This is a genomic window from Halomonas sp. 141 (assembly GCF_002810305.1).
Lineage (GTDB): Bacteria > Pseudomonadota > Gammaproteobacteria > Pseudomonadales > Halomonadaceae > Vreelandella > Vreelandella stevensii.
On record NZ_PINZ01000003.1, the window covers coordinates 45,299 to 60,171 of the forward strand.

Annotated in this window: 13 protein-coding genes; 5 read left to right on the plus strand and 8 right to left on the minus strand. The window is 59.0% G+C overall.

Going from position 1 to position 14,873, the window contains the following annotated elements; translation table 11 throughout:
- Nucleotides 1–3: 3 nt before the first annotated feature.
- The 5 genes from CWI66_RS02475 to CWI66_RS02495 all read right to left on the minus strand — a co-directional run bounded on the left by CWI66_RS02475 (nucleotide 4) and on the right by CWI66_RS02495 (nucleotide 5,483).
- Nucleotides 4–1,818, minus strand: coding sequence for a diguanylate cyclase (locus CWI66_RS02475; RefSeq protein ID WP_081137808.1), 1,815 nt, complete (start codon nucleotides 1,816–1,818; stop codon nucleotides 4–6).
- Between the two features lie 229 nt (nucleotides 1,819–2,047).
- The gene (locus tag CWI66_RS02480; protein WP_100730838.1) at nucleotides 2,048–2,914 is read right to left on the minus strand and encodes a LysR family transcriptional regulator ArgP; all 867 of its coding nucleotides are present in this window, start codon (nucleotides 2,912–2,914) and stop codon (nucleotides 2,048–2,050) included.
- A gap of 95 nt (nucleotides 2,915–3,009) precedes the next feature.
- Nucleotides 3,010–3,777, minus strand: coding sequence for an ATP-binding cassette domain-containing protein (locus CWI66_RS02485; protein ID WP_081195429.1), 768 nt, complete (start codon nucleotides 3,775–3,777; stop codon nucleotides 3,010–3,012).
- Nucleotides 3,778–3,934: 157 nt separating this feature from the next.
- Nucleotides 3,935–4,546, minus strand: coding sequence for a cytochrome b (locus CWI66_RS02490; RefSeq protein WP_232710706.1), 612 nt, complete (start codon nucleotides 4,544–4,546; stop codon nucleotides 3,935–3,937).
- Between the two features lie 4 nt (nucleotides 4,547–4,550).
- Nucleotides 4,551–5,483 carry a siderophore-interacting protein gene (locus tag CWI66_RS02495; RefSeq protein WP_100730840.1) on the minus strand — a complete coding sequence of 311 codons (933 nt, stop codon included), beginning with the start codon at nucleotides 5,481–5,483 and terminating at the stop codon, nucleotides 4,551–4,553.
- Between the two features lie 186 nt (nucleotides 5,484–5,669).
- On the opposite strand from CWI66_RS02495, the gene fhuB reads away from it, so the two are divergent.
- The 3 genes from fhuB (at nucleotide 5,670) to CWI66_RS02510 (ending at nucleotide 10,216) form a co-directional block, all read left to right on the plus strand.
- On the plus strand, nucleotides 5,670–7,661 hold the full coding sequence (gene fhuB / locus CWI66_RS02500; RefSeq protein WP_100730841.1) for a Fe(3+)-hydroxamate ABC transporter permease FhuB: 1,992 nt from the start codon (nucleotides 5,670–5,672) through the stop codon (nucleotides 7,659–7,661).
- A gap of 49 nt (nucleotides 7,662–7,710) precedes the next feature.
- A complete protein-coding gene (locus CWI66_RS02505; protein ID WP_100730842.1) occupies nucleotides 7,711–9,369 on the plus strand; it encodes a multidrug ABC transporter permease/ATP-binding protein in 1,659 nt (552 codons plus the stop codon).
- 232 nt (nucleotides 9,370–9,601) lie between these two features.
- Nucleotides 9,602–10,216, plus strand: a complete 615-nt coding sequence (locus CWI66_RS02510; protein ID WP_039176900.1) for a LysE/ArgO family amino acid transporter — start codon at nucleotides 9,602–9,604, stop codon at nucleotides 10,214–10,216.
- Here the strand turns inward: CWI66_RS02510 and ltaE are convergent.
- Complete coding sequence (ltaE, locus tag CWI66_RS02515; protein ID WP_100730843.1) at nucleotides 10,208–11,224, minus strand: low-specificity L-threonine aldolase; 1,017 nt, start codon at nucleotides 11,222–11,224, stop codon at nucleotides 10,208–10,210. The two genes, CWI66_RS02510 and ltaE, sit on opposite strands and share 9 nt — an antisense overlap.
- A 93-nt stretch (nucleotides 11,225–11,317) precedes the next feature.
- Between ltaE and CWI66_RS02520 the strand changes: the two genes are divergently transcribed.
- Both CWI66_RS02520 and speG read left to right on the plus strand, forming a co-directional pair.
- Nucleotides 11,318–12,346 carry an NAD(P)/FAD-dependent oxidoreductase gene (locus CWI66_RS02520; protein ID WP_232710707.1) on the plus strand — a complete coding sequence of 343 codons (1,029 nt, stop codon included), beginning with the start codon at nucleotides 11,318–11,320 and terminating at the stop codon, nucleotides 12,344–12,346.
- A 263-nt stretch (nucleotides 12,347–12,609) separates the two neighbouring features.
- Entirely contained in the window at nucleotides 12,610–13,149 is a 540-nt protein-coding gene (gene speG, locus CWI66_RS02525; protein WP_100730844.1) for a spermidine N1-acetyltransferase, read from the plus strand.
- A 99-nt stretch (nucleotides 13,150–13,248) separates the two neighbouring features.
- Here speG and CWI66_RS02530 read toward each other — a convergent pair whose 3' ends face one another.
- Both CWI66_RS02530 and CWI66_RS18545 read right to left on the minus strand, forming a co-directional pair.
- Nucleotides 13,249–13,869 (minus strand): M48 family metalloprotease, encoded by a 621-nt coding sequence (locus tag CWI66_RS02530; protein WP_081137790.1) that lies wholly within the window; start codon nucleotides 13,867–13,869, stop codon nucleotides 13,249–13,251.
- 726 nt (nucleotides 13,870–14,595) lie between these two features.
- A complete protein-coding gene (locus CWI66_RS18545; RefSeq protein WP_016914735.1) occupies nucleotides 14,596–14,727 on the minus strand; it encodes a hypothetical protein in 132 nt (43 codons plus the stop codon).
- Between the last annotated feature and the right edge of the window lie 146 nt (nucleotides 14,728–14,873).

Below are 14,873 nucleotides of genomic sequence, written 5' to 3' on the forward strand. Positions count from 1 at the left end.
TGGCTAACCTCTGGCAGAGTAGCGATAAGCGGCAGCGTCAGTGCGTGCCTTGGCAATATGCTGGTCGGCCTCGTGAATCATGCGCTCCAGCAGCGCGTCGTGGCCCTGTTCGTCGCTGCGCTGATAGCAATGCAGCCCGCTAACGCCAAGGCTGATGCCGACGCAGACGCTGACCCCACAAGGCAGTTTGATGGGGGAGCGGATGGAGTGCTCGATGCGTTGGCATACGCTGTCCAGGATGTCCGGTTGCTGGACACTTTTCAGCAGGACGATGAACTCATCGCCCCCGAACCGAGCGCAGTGGTCGCCCAGTCGCGCTGCATGGGCGAGCCGCTTGGCCACCTGTTGCAGCACGAAATCCCCGGCATCGTGGCCGTACTGGTCATTGATGGGCTTGAACCGGTCGAGATCGCACATGATCAGTGCCACTGGCTCGTGGGTGCGATAGCTCTGATTAAAGGCAGCCGCTGCGCAGCGTGTCAGTCCGTTGCGGTTCAATAGGCCCGTCAGCATGTCATGGTTGGCAAGCTGTTCCAGCGCCTGAGTGCGTAAGGCTACTTTGGCTTCCAGGATGGCCTCCTGCTTTTTGAGCATGGCCACCGTATCGGCCTGTGCCTGCTCCTTCTGGCGTTTGAGCTTGTTGAAGCGGGCGGCCAGGGCAAACGATAGCAGCAGCATTTCCAGTGCCGAGCCGATTTGAATGCCGTGCAAAGTAATGAAGTTGGCGGGCAGAACGCCCATGTTGCGTAGTGCAAACACCGCCGCACCCAGCAGAAAAATGCTCCACGCCAACACGAAGAGACGGGCACTGGGCACACGCCGCCAACTGCCGTACAGCCCGCATACCAATAGCAACAGCGAGGCGCTCAGGCCCGTGACATCAGTCAATACCAAAGCCAGTGGGATGGGTAACACCAGTGACGCTGCCAAGGCCAACCAGCAGTAGACCCGAAACAGTGAAATGACGCGATGCCATCGAGGGGTATAGTGCGCCGTGTTCAAGAAGCTCTGGGCGAACAGGGTCGCCATGGCGGACGCGAAGGTAAAACCAATGGCCACCAGTCGCGGTGTCTGTTCGGCCAGAAAACTCCAGAACATCAGTGTGCCAAGGCCGTTGAAGGTCAGAATGGCCAGCGTGAAGCCGAATGCAAACAGGGCGTAGTGTAAAAAGACCCGTTCCTTCAGGCCAAAGAACAGCAAAAAGTTGTAAAGCCCCAAGGCGAGCAGCATGCCAAAGTAGGTGGCCAGCCAGAAGTTGTAACGATCGTTCTGCGCATGGAACGCATCAGGGGTCATCAGGCTGTAGCTCAAGAACTTGCTGCCGGAGGTATTGGCTTGCAGGTACAGCGTGACGCTTTCTCCTCCTTCCAGCTGGATGGGAAAGACGATCTGCCGATGGGCCAGGGCACGCTCATCCACGGGCAGAGTGCTGCCCCCAAGCTGTACTTCGCTGAACTGGTCGCGCAGCGTATAGAGCGTAATCCTGTCGATGAACGGATACTCGAATTTGAGTAGCCATTGGACCGGATGCGGTGAGGCGTTATGTAGGCGAGTGGTTAGCCAGGTCTCTTCGGCGGTATAGCCAAAATGCAGGTCAGACGTTTGCGATACCGGCGTGAAGGCCGGGTCAAGTGCCAGCAGCTCGCGCAGCGTCAACGACTCCGGTGTGTGCCAGTAGCGAGTGTTGCTATTGAGCGAGTAAAACGGCTGGTCCGGTGAAACAGACAGTGCCGGTGCCGTGACCGCCCACGAGCTTGTGCTCAGGAGGCACAGCAGCAGGACGGCCAGCAGGCGCTTTACCCAACAGAGAGGACCCATAAGCATCGCTTTTTTGATTTTTCTTCTTTTCTCGACAGGCCTCTGTAGGGTTCCCTTGGCCCGGGCGAGCGCTATACGTTGTCACTGGGTGTGTCGATGACAGTAGTAGCAAATTAGTCACGTCGCGACCAGTGCTTTGCCCCGTTGGCTACGTTTGATCATCCAACGATACACACGTGAGTGTAGCCAGCTTTGAAGCTGCAGGCATGAAGGTAAAGCCAGATTGGTGCTAAAGCGTGAAATGGTTCAGTCTTTCGGTTAGTCGATGCAGCAGGTCGCCACTGTGCCGCCAGAAGTGCCAGTAAAGCGGTACCGAGAGCGAACTGTCTGGTGCAATACTCACCAGTTGCCCACTGTTCAGCTGAGCAGCGGCCTGTAACTGGGGCACCATGCCATACCCCATGCCTGCCGTGGCCAGCTGCACGAAACCTTCGGAAGAAGGGCACAAGTGATAGGGAAAATGCCCATGGTAGCCACACTGCGCCAGAAAGCGATGCTGCAGCTGGTCGTGTGGGCCAAACACGATGGCCGGTGCGTGTTGAAAGGCCGTGGCCGTTGGGCCATCCGGGAAGAAACGTGCCATATAGCCCGGGGAGGCCAGCGGTAGGTACACCATCTCGCCGACCTTGATGCAGCGCGCACCTGCCATGGGCGTGGGCGTTGAACACAGGCAGGCCGCCACATCGCCATCCTTCAGGCGTTTCAAGCCGATTTCCTGATCTTCGATCACCAGATCCAGCAGTATACCTTCGGCAAGGCAGATGGGAGCGACGGCATCGGCCCACCAGGTGCCGACGCTGTCGGCATTGACGGCGATTCTCAATCGGGAGGCTTGTTGATCCAGTGTCGGGAGGGTTTGTCGGAGGTCGCGTTCGAGCAGCCGTACCTGCTGATAGTGGGTCAGCAGGCGCTGCCCTGCGGGGGTAGGGGCCAGCTCAGGGTGGCGTATCAGTACCGGTTGACCCAGGCGCGTTTCCAGTGCCTTGATGCGTTGTGAAACGGCAGATTGGGACAGGCCGAGAAGATCGCCTGCGCGCTCGAACCCGCCGCCTTCCACGACCGCTGCCAGCGCTTGAAGAGATTTGTAGTCCACCATGGCCGCTCTATTCGGGGGTAAGGTAACCAGCCTATCTTCCCTCAACGTACGGCGGACTTGCCAGCACTCAATGTGGCTGACTGGCTTGGCCGCCCCTACTGGGCGACGGCAATCCGGTGCTCCCCATTGGGGTGGGGCATCACCTGCATGGGGAGCCCGTAAATAGCTTCCAGAGTGGCATTTTGCATCAGTGCTTCGGGGGCGCCATGGGCCAGCAGGCGCCCGCTGTGCAGCGCCATGAGGTCATCGCAGTAACGCGAGGCCATGTTGATATCATGGAGCACGATGATAACGCCCAGGTTCAGTTCGTCGCACAGCTGGCGCACCAGTGCCAGCACTTCCACCTGGTGGGCAATGTCCAGGGCGGCCAGTGGCTCGTCCAGTAATAAAAAGCGGCTGCCTTGGGCAATCAGCATGGCGAGCCATACGCGCTGGCGTTCGCCGCCGGAGAGCGTGTCTACCAGGCGGTCGGCAAAGGCTTCCGTATGCGTCAGGGCAATGGCACGCTCGATGGCTTCCTTGTCCTGCTGGTTGTGACGCCCCAGCAGCCCGTGCCACGGGTAGCGGCCAAAGGCCACCAGCTCACGGCCTGTGAGGTTTTCAGCGCTGGGCAAATGCTGCGGCAGGTAGGCCACCTGGCGTGCAAATTCGCGGGTACCCCAAGCGCTCAAGGGGCGCTGGTCGAAGTAAATATCGCCTTCGGTGATGGGCTGCTGCTGCGCCATCAGTTTGATCAGTGTCGACTTGCCCGAACCGTTGTGGCCTATCAGACCGTATACCTTGCCCTCATGAAAGGTGTGCTCAATGGGGGCAAGAATGCGCTTACCATTGATTTCAAAGGTGGCGCCTTTGACCTCGAACATGAATGACTCCTGACGATGAATAGACCGGAAGGTGCCATTCTAGTGCTAATGGTTCTCATTTTAATAGGGAGGGTGAAAAGATTTTACGATCACGCCCATGCACTTCGTACACATGATCTGTATATGGTTGCCAACATGGAACGCTTGGACACAGCTGCTACCGGTCTCTTGCCTCCACCATTCGCGCCAATACGTTGTCTTTCAGCCAGTAGCGGTGGATCAGTGCCATCGCGATATGGCCGACGACGAGTCCGCATAATAGCCATGAAAGCGGACCATGCAGAAGGTCGGCAGGGGCAATCATCCAGGAAATGTTGCGCTCGGCGGCAGGTAGTAGCTCCATGCCATAAAAGCGCAGCACCCCGCCCCGCCCGTACTGGCGCAACATGGCGAAGGCGGGTAGCCACAGCAGCAGCGCGTAAAAGGTAATATGCACGATATGCGCCAGGCGCCCACCTGGCCCCGCCGAGGAGGGAGGGCGCTGCTTGCGATTTACCCATGCCCAGCCAAGGCGGATCAGCGTGACGATCAGCAGCATAAAGCCTAATGAGCCGTGCGGCCCGATGCTCGCCAACAACAGCGTGATAGCGTTTTCGCCTGTTCCCCGCCAGGCCAGCAGCACGGTAAATTGCAGCGTGACGAGCACAGCGGTCAGCCAGTGAAGTGTACGGCTGACCCTCCCATAGCGGCTGGGGCTGTCTCGCCAGCCAATGGGTGTTCGATCTGGCGCGCTCGTGCCGCCGTTATTCAGTGCTTCGTTGTGAGCCATTCCTTTAACCATTGGCCTTTCCCTGCCTCCAGTAGCCCATGCTGGTGACATACTGTTTGGGTAGCCCGAGTTCGTTCACCAGATAGCGGCGTAGCCGCATGGCGACTTTGGTTTCAGCAGCGATCCAGGCGTAGAAGGGCGCGCTATCGTCCAGTGTGGCGGGTTCCCAGAGAGGACCGTCCTCATCGTCGTATTCGTCGTTGGTAACGCCGGGCATGCCAGTGCCGCCCAGCGCTTGAATTTCCTTATGCAAATCGATATCGCGCAGCGCTCTCATCAGTAGTTCACCGTGTTGGTAGTCGGGTTCGGCATCGCGGGGCAGCCAGTGCAGTTTGGCGGCCTGAGGCAGCGGCTGAACGTCGTCACTGCGGGGCACTTCGAGCAGCGCTTCGACCCTGGGTTTGAGCGGCAGGCCATCGAGGGTTTCCAGAATACCGGCGGCAGCGGGGAGAGCGGTTTCGTCGGCAATGATCAAAATACGGCGTACGCCTTGAGGCGGCTTCCACTCGTAGCCCTGCTTTGGGCCTTCTGCATTGGCGTCGGGGGCGGTCATGGCAAGCCGGTCGCCTGGCTGGGCATGCATGGCCCAGCGTGAGGCAGGGCCGTTGTCGCCATGCAGCACGAACTCTACATCCACTTCAGCTTGTTCTGGGCGCAGGGCACGGATGGTGTGGGTGCGTGCAGCGGGCCGTTGGGCGTCTGGCAGCGCGCGATAAGCGCCGTACCAGTCGTGCTCTTCCAGCTTGGCGATCTCGAACAGTGGGTCGAGACTGCCGCCCCCCTTGGGGAAGAACAGTTTGACGCGTTGGTCAGGAGCGTAGGTTGCCATGTGGCCAACCTCTGGGCCGGTAAAAGTGAATCGGACTAACGAGGCACTGACATGGGTGCGCCGGGCGAGGGTGATATCGAAAAGCCGGTAATTTGGTTTAGCCGCCATCGGAAGGTCTCCTGTGTATGAAAGGTCAATTGTAGTGCTAATTATTATCATTTAGAATCGCTGTTAATGATCTATGCAGCAATTTCCGTCCACGCGTTTTCATGCAGGTAAGGGTAAGACCATGAGGGTGTTGGCTATCACGTCCAGTGTTGCGAGCGGCATGAGTCCCGCCAAAGAGGCCTCGCCATGTTAAGTACCGCGGGGCGCCTGGGCGGAGTGTCACCTGCCAAGGCCTGCCTATTGCTTAGCCTGCCCATGATGGTGCTGTTTTGGGTAGGCCTGGAGAGTCAGGGGGGAATTGCGCTGGGCTGGAAAGCGTTGGTAGCCCCCTCTTTCGACACCGTCGATGAGCTGCTGCTGCACTACGCCTGGTGGCCGCGTTTATCGATTGCGCTGCTTGCCGGGGCCGGTTTGGGGTTGGCAGGCGTGCTCATGCAGCAGGTGCTGCGCAACCCTCTGGCGTCGCCGACAACGTTGGGCGTGGCGTCGGGTGCTAATTTGGCGTTGATGACCGCCACGTTAATGGCTCCTGGCTTATTAGTGGTGGGGCGCGAATGGGTGGCTCTGCTGGGCGGCGCGCTGGCCGTGGGGCTGGTTTTTCTGCTCTCCTGGCGACGCGGTTTGGCGCCTATCGTGGTGGTGTTGGCGGGCCTGGTCGTCAATTTGTACCTGGGCGCGCTCTCGACAGCGTTGCTGCTGTTTAACCACGAGGCGCTGTCGGGGCTGCTGATCTGGGGGGCGGGGTCGCTGGCGCAAAATGGCTGGGACGGCGTGGCCGTGCTCTGGCCTCGGTTGGCGATTAGCTGCGTTGCTGCCTGGTTCTTGCTGCGCCCGCTAGCAGTGCTGGAACTGGACGATGCCAGCGCCAAGAGCCTAGGGGTGTCGCTTGCCTATCTACGCTTTGCGGGGATGGGATTGGCGGTATTCATTACCGGCAGTATCGTCAGCGTGGTGGGCATCATTGGCTTTATCGGCCTGGCGGCACCCAATATCGTGCGCATGGCCGGGGCACGTCGGTTAGGTCCACGACTAATATGGTCCACGCTACTGGGCGCGGTGCTGCTGGCGACCACGGACCTGCTGCTGCAGCAGTTCGGTGGTATGGGGGCAGCCTTCATTCCCACCGGGGCGGTTACCGGTGCCCTGGGGGCACCGCTACTGATGTGGCTGATTCCGCGCCTGAAACTTCAGGGCGATCAGCCGCCCAGAGGGGCGAGTGTCGTTGCCCGCCGCCATGCTGCGCCGTCACGCTTGGTCACCGGATTGATCTTCGCACTCTTGGCGGCCACGTTGCTGGGGCTGCTCGTAGGTCAGGGGGTCGATGGCTGGTACCTGCTCTCGCCAGAGAGCTGGAACGTGATGCAGTGGCGCTTGCCGCGGGCGATGGCGGCCGCTGCCAGCGGGTTGATGCTGGCCATTGCCGGGACGATTCTCCAACGCCTTTCCGCCAACCCCATGGCCAGCCCCGAAGTGCTAGGCATTAGCGGTGGCTGTGCCATTGCGCTGATTCTGGGGATTTTCCTGCTGCCCGCACCCACCAATATGATGCTGATTGGCGTGGGTACCCTGGGCGCTTTCGCAACGCTGGTGGTGTTGGTGGGCATCAACCGTAATAGCGGCTATCTCCCTGAACGTTTGCTGCTCACCGGGGTGGCGGTGAGTGCGCTGTTTGACGCCGTGCGCAGCGTGATGCTGGCAGGCGGCGACCCGCGTGGTCAGCAGGTGATCGCCTGGCTGGCGGGCTCTACCTACTACGTAGATGTCACCCATGCGGTGGTGGTCGGGGGGATTGCCTCGGCACTGGCGCTGGTCACGCGACCCTTTACCCGCTGGTTGGATATCTTGCCATTAGGCGCAGCGACGGCCAGAGCGCTGGGAGTAACGCTTAACCGTGCCCGCCTGGCGCTGCTACTGCTGGTGGCGCTACTCACTGCCTGCGCCACCCTGGTGGTTGGGCCGCTGTCGTTCATTGGTTTGTTGGCACCGCATATGGCGCGCCTGGTCGGCTTCTCTCGGGCAGGGCAGCATCTGCTGGGCGCGGCATTGATCGGCATGCTGCTGATGGTGCTGGCGGACTGGGTAGGGCGCCAGATTATTTTTCCCTATGAGATACCGGCGGGCCTGGTGGCGTCCTTGATCGGCGGCGCCTATTTCATGTGGGGGCTGCGGCGGTTGTGATTGCCCTCTCTATTGGTGGTGATATAAAAAAAGCCCAGGAGTCGTGGTGATGGAGCTGTTGAAGATCGTATGGCGTGATTATCGCTGGCCGTTCGTCGCCGTATTGCTACTGAGTCTGGCCAGTGCAGGCCTGGGCATTGGCGTCATCGCGTTTATCAATCAGCGGCTGCTGGGTTCCTTCGTTGATCCCTGGCGTATTCTGCCCGAGTTTCTGGGGCTTATCGCGCTGCTGCTGGTGATTACCCTGGCATCGCAATTGGCGCTGACCACACTGGGCCACCAGTTCGTTTATCGGCTGCGGGGGCAGTTGATCAAGCGTATTCTGGATACCCATCTCGAGCGTGCCGAGCAAATCGGCAGTGCGCGCCTGCTGGCGAGCCTCTCCACCGATGTGAACTCGGTCACCGTTGCCTTCATACGTTTGCCGGAGCTGGTGCAAGGCGGGGTGCTGACGGTGGGTGCCACGCTTTACCTGTGGTGGCTTTCGCCTGCCATGCTGGGGATCTCCGCATTGTGGGTGATCGTGACGGTGGTCATCGGTATGCGTCTGGTGGCGCGAGTCTATGGGCACATGGCCAAGCTGCGCGAGATACAGGATCGTCTCTACGCGGATTACCAGGCCGTGATCGAGGGGCGCAAAGAGCTGGCGCTCAACCGCGACCGCGCCGAATGGCTGTACCGCGATGTCTATACGCCCAACGCCAAGGATTGTCGCCGTCATTACATTCTGGGCGATACCTATCATCTCAGCGCCGTGAACTGGTTCAACATCATGATGCTAGGGGCGATTGGCATCACCTTTTTTTTGGCCAATGGCCTTGGCTGGGCATCGGTGCAGGTGGCCACCACCTTTTCGCTGACGCTGCTGTTTCTGCGCGCGCCGCTGATACAGGCGATAGGCGCTTTCCCGACGCTGATCAACGCCCGAGTCGCGTTTGAAAAGATTCGTAGTCTGGAGCTGGCCGAGCACAGTGAGACCTTCGGCCACGCGGCCCTGCGCCACGATTGGCAGGAACTGACCCTGGAGCAGGTCTGCTATCGCTATCCGGATGAGAAATCGCGCTCGGGCTTTGCCATTGGTCCTATCGATTTGACCTTGAAGCGTGGCGAAGTGGTCTTTCTGATTGGCGGAAACGGCAGCGGAAAATCGACCCTGGCGAGGCTACTGACCGGGCTTTACCACCCTCAGCGTGGCTGTGTCCGCGTCGATGGCAAGCCGCTGCGCGACCAAGACTGGACACGCTATCGACAGCACTTTTCGGCCATTTACACGGACCTGCACTTGTTTGGCCGGTTGATGGGGCCAAGGGGCGAGGCACCCGACCCGGCCTTGGTGGAACAGTGGCTGGCCGCCTTGGCCATGCAGAACAAGCTCGATTTCGACGGCGACCGCGTCACTAATGCCAACCTCTCCCAGGGTCAGCGCAAACGCCTAGCGATGCTGTTAGCCGTTGCGGAGCAGCGCGACCTATTGTTGTTGGATGAGTGGGCCGCCGATCAGGACCCTCAGTTCCGGCGCGTCTTCTACCGCGAGCTACTGCCGCAGCTCAGGGCGCTGGGCAAAACGCTGGTCGTGATCAGCCACGATGACCACTATTTCGACCAGGCCGACCGACTGCTGGAAATGCGCGGCGGGCAGCTCGTCGAGCTCTCCGGTGAGCAGCGCGCAGCGGCCAGCCGCGACGCGGTGGCCCGAGTGAGCGGATGAAAGCACCATGACGGTCTCTCCCGCCGTCGGGCACTCGGTTTGTCGCCTCTTTTCTTGAGACCCCGGCACGCATGAGGTGCCTTGATCAGCAGTGTGGTGTTGCTCCTGCGTGGCAAGCGAGACATCACACCTATAAGAAAAGCTAATGGCCTATTCACAGTATGATTTTTATTTATTGACGTTGCCGCCTATCGTAGCGCTTCACTTCTTGCAGCAGCGATAGGGATAGGTCATGTGGCAGAGCTATATAACGGGGCTCGTGGTATGCGGCGGGATCATCATGGCCATTGGTGCACAGAACGCCTATGTGCTGGGGTTGGCCATTCGTCGGGAGTACCACTGGTGGTCGGCGGGTGTGTGCATGAGTGCGGACATAGTGCTGTTGACCGCTGGCATGTTTGGCGTGAGTGCGTTCCTGCTGACCATGCCCAATGCCATGGAGGCCCTGCGCTGGGTAGGGGTGCTGTTTCTGGGCTGGTTGGCCGCCCAGGCCTTGTGGCGTGCAGGTAGTGGCCGAGAGGGGCTGACCGCCAACCACGCACGCACACGCAGTTTACGCGGCGTGCTGTTGGCGACCCTGGCTGTCACGGTGCTCAATCCACAAGTGTATCTGGATACGCTGCTGTTGATTCCTGCCGTCGGGGCCCAGCAGGAGAGCGCCGGGGTGTTCGTAGCGGGCGCCGCGACGGCCTCGGTTCTCTGGTTCAGCTTGCTGGCCTGGGGTGGCTCGGCGCTTTCCCCCTGGCTCTCTCGCCCCGGCGCCTGGCGCGTCATCGATGGCGCCATTGGCGTGATGATGCTGGTGATTGCTGTGCACCTGGCCTTGGGGTCGACACTGCTATCGTGATGCCGCCGCGTCGAAGTAGCGCCCCATGACCTCCAGCACACGCTCGACAGCGGCGTCATCGATATCGCGATGGATCACCAGTCGCGTGGCGTAAAGCAGTTGGATCAGAATGTCGTGCTCTTTCAGCCAGGCAGCTAGCGGGGCCACGTGGGCCTGATCGACGCGCAAGAACACCATGTTGGTGGCGTGAGAGGTGACCTCGAGCCCGGGCAGCGCTGCCAACCCTTCTGCCAAACGCGCCGCGCGGCGATGATCATGGGCCAGGTCGGCCACGTGATGGTCGAGGGCATGCTGGCAGGCCGCGGCGATGATGCCCGCCTGGCGCATGCCGCCCCCTACCATCTTGCGCCAGCGCCGTGCGCGCTCGATCAACGCGTGCGACCCTACCAGCGCCGAACCCATGGGCGTGCCCAGCCCTTTCGAAAAGCAGAGTGACACGCTGTCGAACGGCTGGCACAGCTGCTTCAGCGAGGTATCCGTGGCGACGGCGGCATTGAAGAGCCGAGCACCGTCCAGGTGCGTTGCCAGCCCGTGAGCGCGCGCCAGCTCGGTGGCCTGCTGAACGTACTCGGCGGGCAGCACTTTTCCACCGATGGTGTTTTCCAGCGCCAGGAGCCGCGTACGGGCAAAGTGAACGTCGTCGGCTTTGACGGCGGCAGCGATTTTGTCGAGTGGCAGGCTGCCGTCTGCGGCGTGTTCTATTGGCTGTGGCTGGATGCTGCCCAACACGGCGGCGCCGCCGCCTTCGTAGCGGTAAGTATGAGCATTCTGGCCCACGATGTACTCATCGCCGCGTTCGCAGTGCGCCATGAGCGCCACCAGATTGCTTTGGGTGCCACTGGAGAACAGCAGGGCAGCCTCCTTGCCCGTGCGCTCGGCAAGGGTCGCTTGAAAGGCGTTGACCGTCGGGTCGTCGCCCCAGACATCGTCGCCCAGAGGCGCTGCCAGCATGGCTGCCCGCATCGCGGAGGTGGGGCGAGTGACCGTATCGCTACGTAAATCGATCATCGTGACTCCTTGTTCACAGCGTGGCTGTCGGGCAGATCACCGATAAACCACTATGGTTAATGGGTGACAGGATCACCCAGCATAGGCGAAAAAATGGATCTTAAAAGTGGCTACCCCTTCTGGACGGTCAGCAATGGCTTGTTGACCCGTTATCCTCAGCTTACCCATGATCTTCAGGTAAACATAGCCATCATCGGCGGCGGTATCACCGGGGCGTTGATCGCCGACGAGCTGACACGCCATGGGCATGACGTGGCCGTCCTCGAGCGTCGTGACGTGGGGTGGGGCAGCACGGCGGCCAGTACGGCGCTGTTGCAGTACGAAATCGATACACACTTGTACCACCTGGCGCAGCAATACGGTGAAGCGAGTGCCGTCATGGCCTATCAAGGGTGTGCCGAGGCGGTTCATGCATTGGCCGCCCGTGCGGCAGAGCTGGGCGATATCGCCTTTCGTCGCCAACAGAGCCTTTATTTTGCCAGTGAAGCGGGCCATCTCTCTTCTCTTCGGGACGAGTTTGCCATTCGCAAGCGGTGGGGGTTCGATGTGCAGTGGTGTTCGCCCGAGCAGTTGCAGGAAGCGTATGGCTTTAGCGCATCCGGCGGTATCCTCTCGCATCTGGCGGCTACCGTGGACCCTTACCGCATGGCTTACCAACTGCTTGATGAGGTCGTTGCCAGAGGTGGGCACGTATACGATCGAACCGCGGTAGAGTCGTTGGAGGCAGACGGGGCGACCATGGGGGTTCGTTTGCGCAACGGCGCCCTGGTACGCTGTCAGCAGGTGATCATTGCGGCCGGTTATGAAAGCCAGACATGGCTGCCAGAGTCGGTCGCCAGCAACCGCAGCAGTTACGCGTTCGTCACCGACCCTTTGCCAGTCGGCATGCTCGGCAAGCTTCGCGATACCATGGTCTGGGAATCAGCGCGCCCCTACCTCTATTTGCGCTCCACCCATGATGGGCGTTTGCTGGTGGGCGGTGAAGATGACGAGGAGGATCTTCCTGAGCGCAGGGACGCGCGGGTGCTTGAAAAAGCGGCATCGCTGGCTGAAAGGGTATCTTCGCTATGGCCTTCTCTGCGTATGACGCCTGCCTTCAGTTGGGGGGGGTACCTTTGCTGAAACCGAGGACGGGCTGCCTTATTTCGGGACCCATGAGGCGCTGGGGCCGAACGTGCACTTTGCCATGGCCTATGGCGGAAATGGTATTACGTACAGCATGATAGGTGCACATCTCTTGAGAGCCCATCTCGAAGGCAAGCGGCATCCGCTGAGCGACCTGTTTTCTTTCGAACGGCGCCAGCGGGCACGCTGAACTTATCGCTCACCCACCAGACAAAGCCCGGTAACCCACTGAGTCAATGCGATTGAATGAGACACTTATCATGAGCCCCGTACTGTATCTAAGGGCGCTGGAGCGCAACGACCTGCGTTTCGTGCATGAGTTGAATAATAACCAGAGCATCATGTCGTACTGGTTCGAAGAGCCCTACGAGTCCTTCGATGAGCTGGAAGAGCTCTATAACAAGCATATTCACGATAACGCAGAGCGCCGTTTCGTTGCCGAAGACAGTAGTGGTAGTGCGATTGGCCTGGTGGAGTTGATCGAAATCGATTACATCCACCGTAGCGCCGAGTTTCAGATCATCATTACGCCAGAGCATCAGGGCAAAGGGTTCGCACGTTCGCTGATACGGCAAGCGCTACACTACTCTTTCACCATATTGAACTTGCACAAGGTCTATCTGATCGTCGCGGTAGAGAATGTCAAGGCCATTCACTTATACGAGGAAAGCGGTTTTATAGAAGAGGGGTATTTGGTGCAGGAGTTTTTCATCAATGGCAAATATCGCGATGTAAAGCGTATGTATATCTTGCAAGAGCGCTATCTGGCCGAACTCGAAGCGCAACAACCGAAGGATTGAGCCAGAACTCGGCCTCCATGATCGTTACCAGGCATAGGCTGCCCAGTAACGATCAAACCAGTAACGATCAAATTTGCCGCGTCTCGTGGCCAAGCTACATTAGAGCTGGGCTTCCAGGCGGTCGGCGCGATCACCGGCAGCGGGGTGGCTGGAGAAGACGCTACGGCTATTGCCATACTTGGCCTCGAGCTTGCGCAGCGCTGAAACGGAGGCTTCTGTATTCAGGTCGTGGCGGCGCATGAGTTCCAGGGCGAAGTCATCGGCTTCGTTTTCCTGGCGCTGGGAGAACTGAGCATTGACGAGTTTCTCACCCAGCGCACCCAGCTCGGAACTGGAGAGTGCCGCTGCGGTGGTGCTGCCGCTTGCGGCAGCTGCTTCACGCGCGGCTGAGGCGGCATAGGCGACTTGAAAGGCGCGCCTGGAGTGGCCGAGCACCACATGGCCAATTTCATGAGCAATCACGTACTGTACTTCTTCGTCGCTCATTTCATCCATCAAACCGCTGTAAAGCCGGATAGCGCCGTTGGGCACCGCAAAGGCGTTGATTTCATCACGCAAGTAAACGTCATATTCCAGCGTGCTGCCATCGACGGTTTCCCAACCTTGAGTGAGATTAGCCAAACGCTGCGCGTACTCACTATCGCCAGGAGCCACCTGGTTTTCAGCATCCAATTGCGCAATCGTTTGATCGCCGATTTGCTGCATTTGCTGATCCGACATGGTGGCCTGTCGTTCCTTCTTTTATATGACTATTCCAGTTTGCATAATGCTTACTGCTGTTTAAAGCGAGGTAATGTTAAATGAATTTTTGATGTGTCTCTACCCAAAGCCATCTTTATTTTGCTCTGTGCGAATTCATAACAGGTCAATGAACCTGACGATCAAACGTTCACAATGAATAAAGAGGTGTCACGAGCAACGTGCTGATGATAAGAAAAAGGAGTGTTCGATAAAAAGAAAACGCTCCCGTGCGACGTATCTATATATACGCACTGGCGGAGCGTTTTGGGTAGCCGTATGGCAAGGGTTATTGCTGGCGCATATAGTCGGCCAGGGCATCGAAGGCGGCACGCTGTTGCAGTGCGCGGGTTGCCCATACTTCCATGACATCGGGGTTGGCTTGGCTACGGGTAGTCGGCATGGCACTTACTCCTGGAGCAGAGGTTAATGAGTCGTTTTTGTTATACACAGCCTACGTTGTGCGTTGCAGCAAGTTAGCTGTGATATGAATATTATTCGCTTTTGAACGAGCTGGCTAGTCCAAAGGGTGTAGGTGTTTTGCCATAGCCCGTAAGCGATTGCTTACATGTCAGTCTGAAATGCTCCTATTTTACTGAATGGAAAAGGTTTTCATAGAAAAAGAAGCCGACAGGTCATGTCGGCTTGGGGTGTTATCTTTTCGTCTAAGGGAGGGAGAGAAATACAGAAAAGCCGGGAGGCCGCGTGCTACTGATCGGACTGACGCTGATCGACATAAGCACTGACGGCTTCATTGGCGGCCTGCTGCCACTGTGCGTATTGGCACCAGAAGTTGACTACTTCCGTATCCTCGTTCGTTAGATCCGTTGATAGTGTCATTGCGTACTCCTCTTGGGATACCGCCTATTCATTATAGACGGCTTTTGCTGCAATGCAGCATTTGCTTTGCGTTCATCCATTCGGCAAAGCCACGTCACAGCAGCTAGGCTGAAAGGAGTGCCTAAATGTCATCGTCGCGAAAGGAG

Bases quoted from the DNA above. Each gene is read 5' to 3' on its own strand.
- CWI66_RS02475 (WP_081137808.1), bottom strand. From the start codon at position 1,818: ATGGGTCCTCTCTGTTGGGTAAAGCGCCTGCTGGCCGTCCTGCTGCTG.
- CWI66_RS02480 (WP_100730838.1), bottom strand. From the start codon at position 2,914: ATGGTGGACTACAAATCTCTTCAAGCGCTGGCAGCGGTCGTGGAAGGC.
- CWI66_RS02485 (WP_081195429.1), bottom strand. From the start codon at position 3,777: ATGTTCGAGGTCAAAGGCGCCACCTTTGAAATCAATGGTAAGCGCATT.
- CWI66_RS02490 (WP_232710706.1), bottom strand. From the start codon at position 4,546: ATGGCTCACAACGAAGCACTGAATAACGGCGGCACGAGCGCGCCAGAT.
- CWI66_RS02495 (WP_100730840.1), bottom strand. From the start codon at position 5,483: ATGGCGGCTAAACCAAATTACCGGCTTTTCGATATCACCCTCGCCCGG.
- fhuB (WP_100730841.1), top strand. From the start codon at position 5,670: ATGTTAAGTACCGCGGGGCGCCTGGGCGGAGTGTCACCTGCCAAGGCC.
- CWI66_RS02505 (WP_100730842.1), top strand. From the start codon at position 7,711: ATGGAGCTGTTGAAGATCGTATGGCGTGATTATCGCTGGCCGTTCGTC.
- CWI66_RS02510 (WP_039176900.1), top strand. From the start codon at position 9,602: ATGTGGCAGAGCTATATAACGGGGCTCGTGGTATGCGGCGGGATCATC.
- ltaE (WP_100730843.1), bottom strand. From the start codon at position 11,224: ATGATCGATTTACGTAGCGATACGGTCACTCGCCCCACCTCCGCGATG.
- CWI66_RS02520 (WP_232710707.1), top strand. From the start codon at position 11,318: ATGGATCTTAAAAGTGGCTACCCCTTCTGGACGGTCAGCAATGGCTTG.
- speG (WP_100730844.1), top strand. From the start codon at position 12,610: ATGAGCCCCGTACTGTATCTAAGGGCGCTGGAGCGCAACGACCTGCGT.
- CWI66_RS02530 (WP_081137790.1), bottom strand. From the start codon at position 13,869: ATGTCGGATCAGCAAATGCAGCAAATCGGCGATCAAACGATTGCGCAA.
- CWI66_RS18545 (WP_016914735.1), bottom strand. From the start codon at position 14,727: ATGACACTATCAACGGATCTAACGAACGAGGATACGGAAGTAGTCAAC.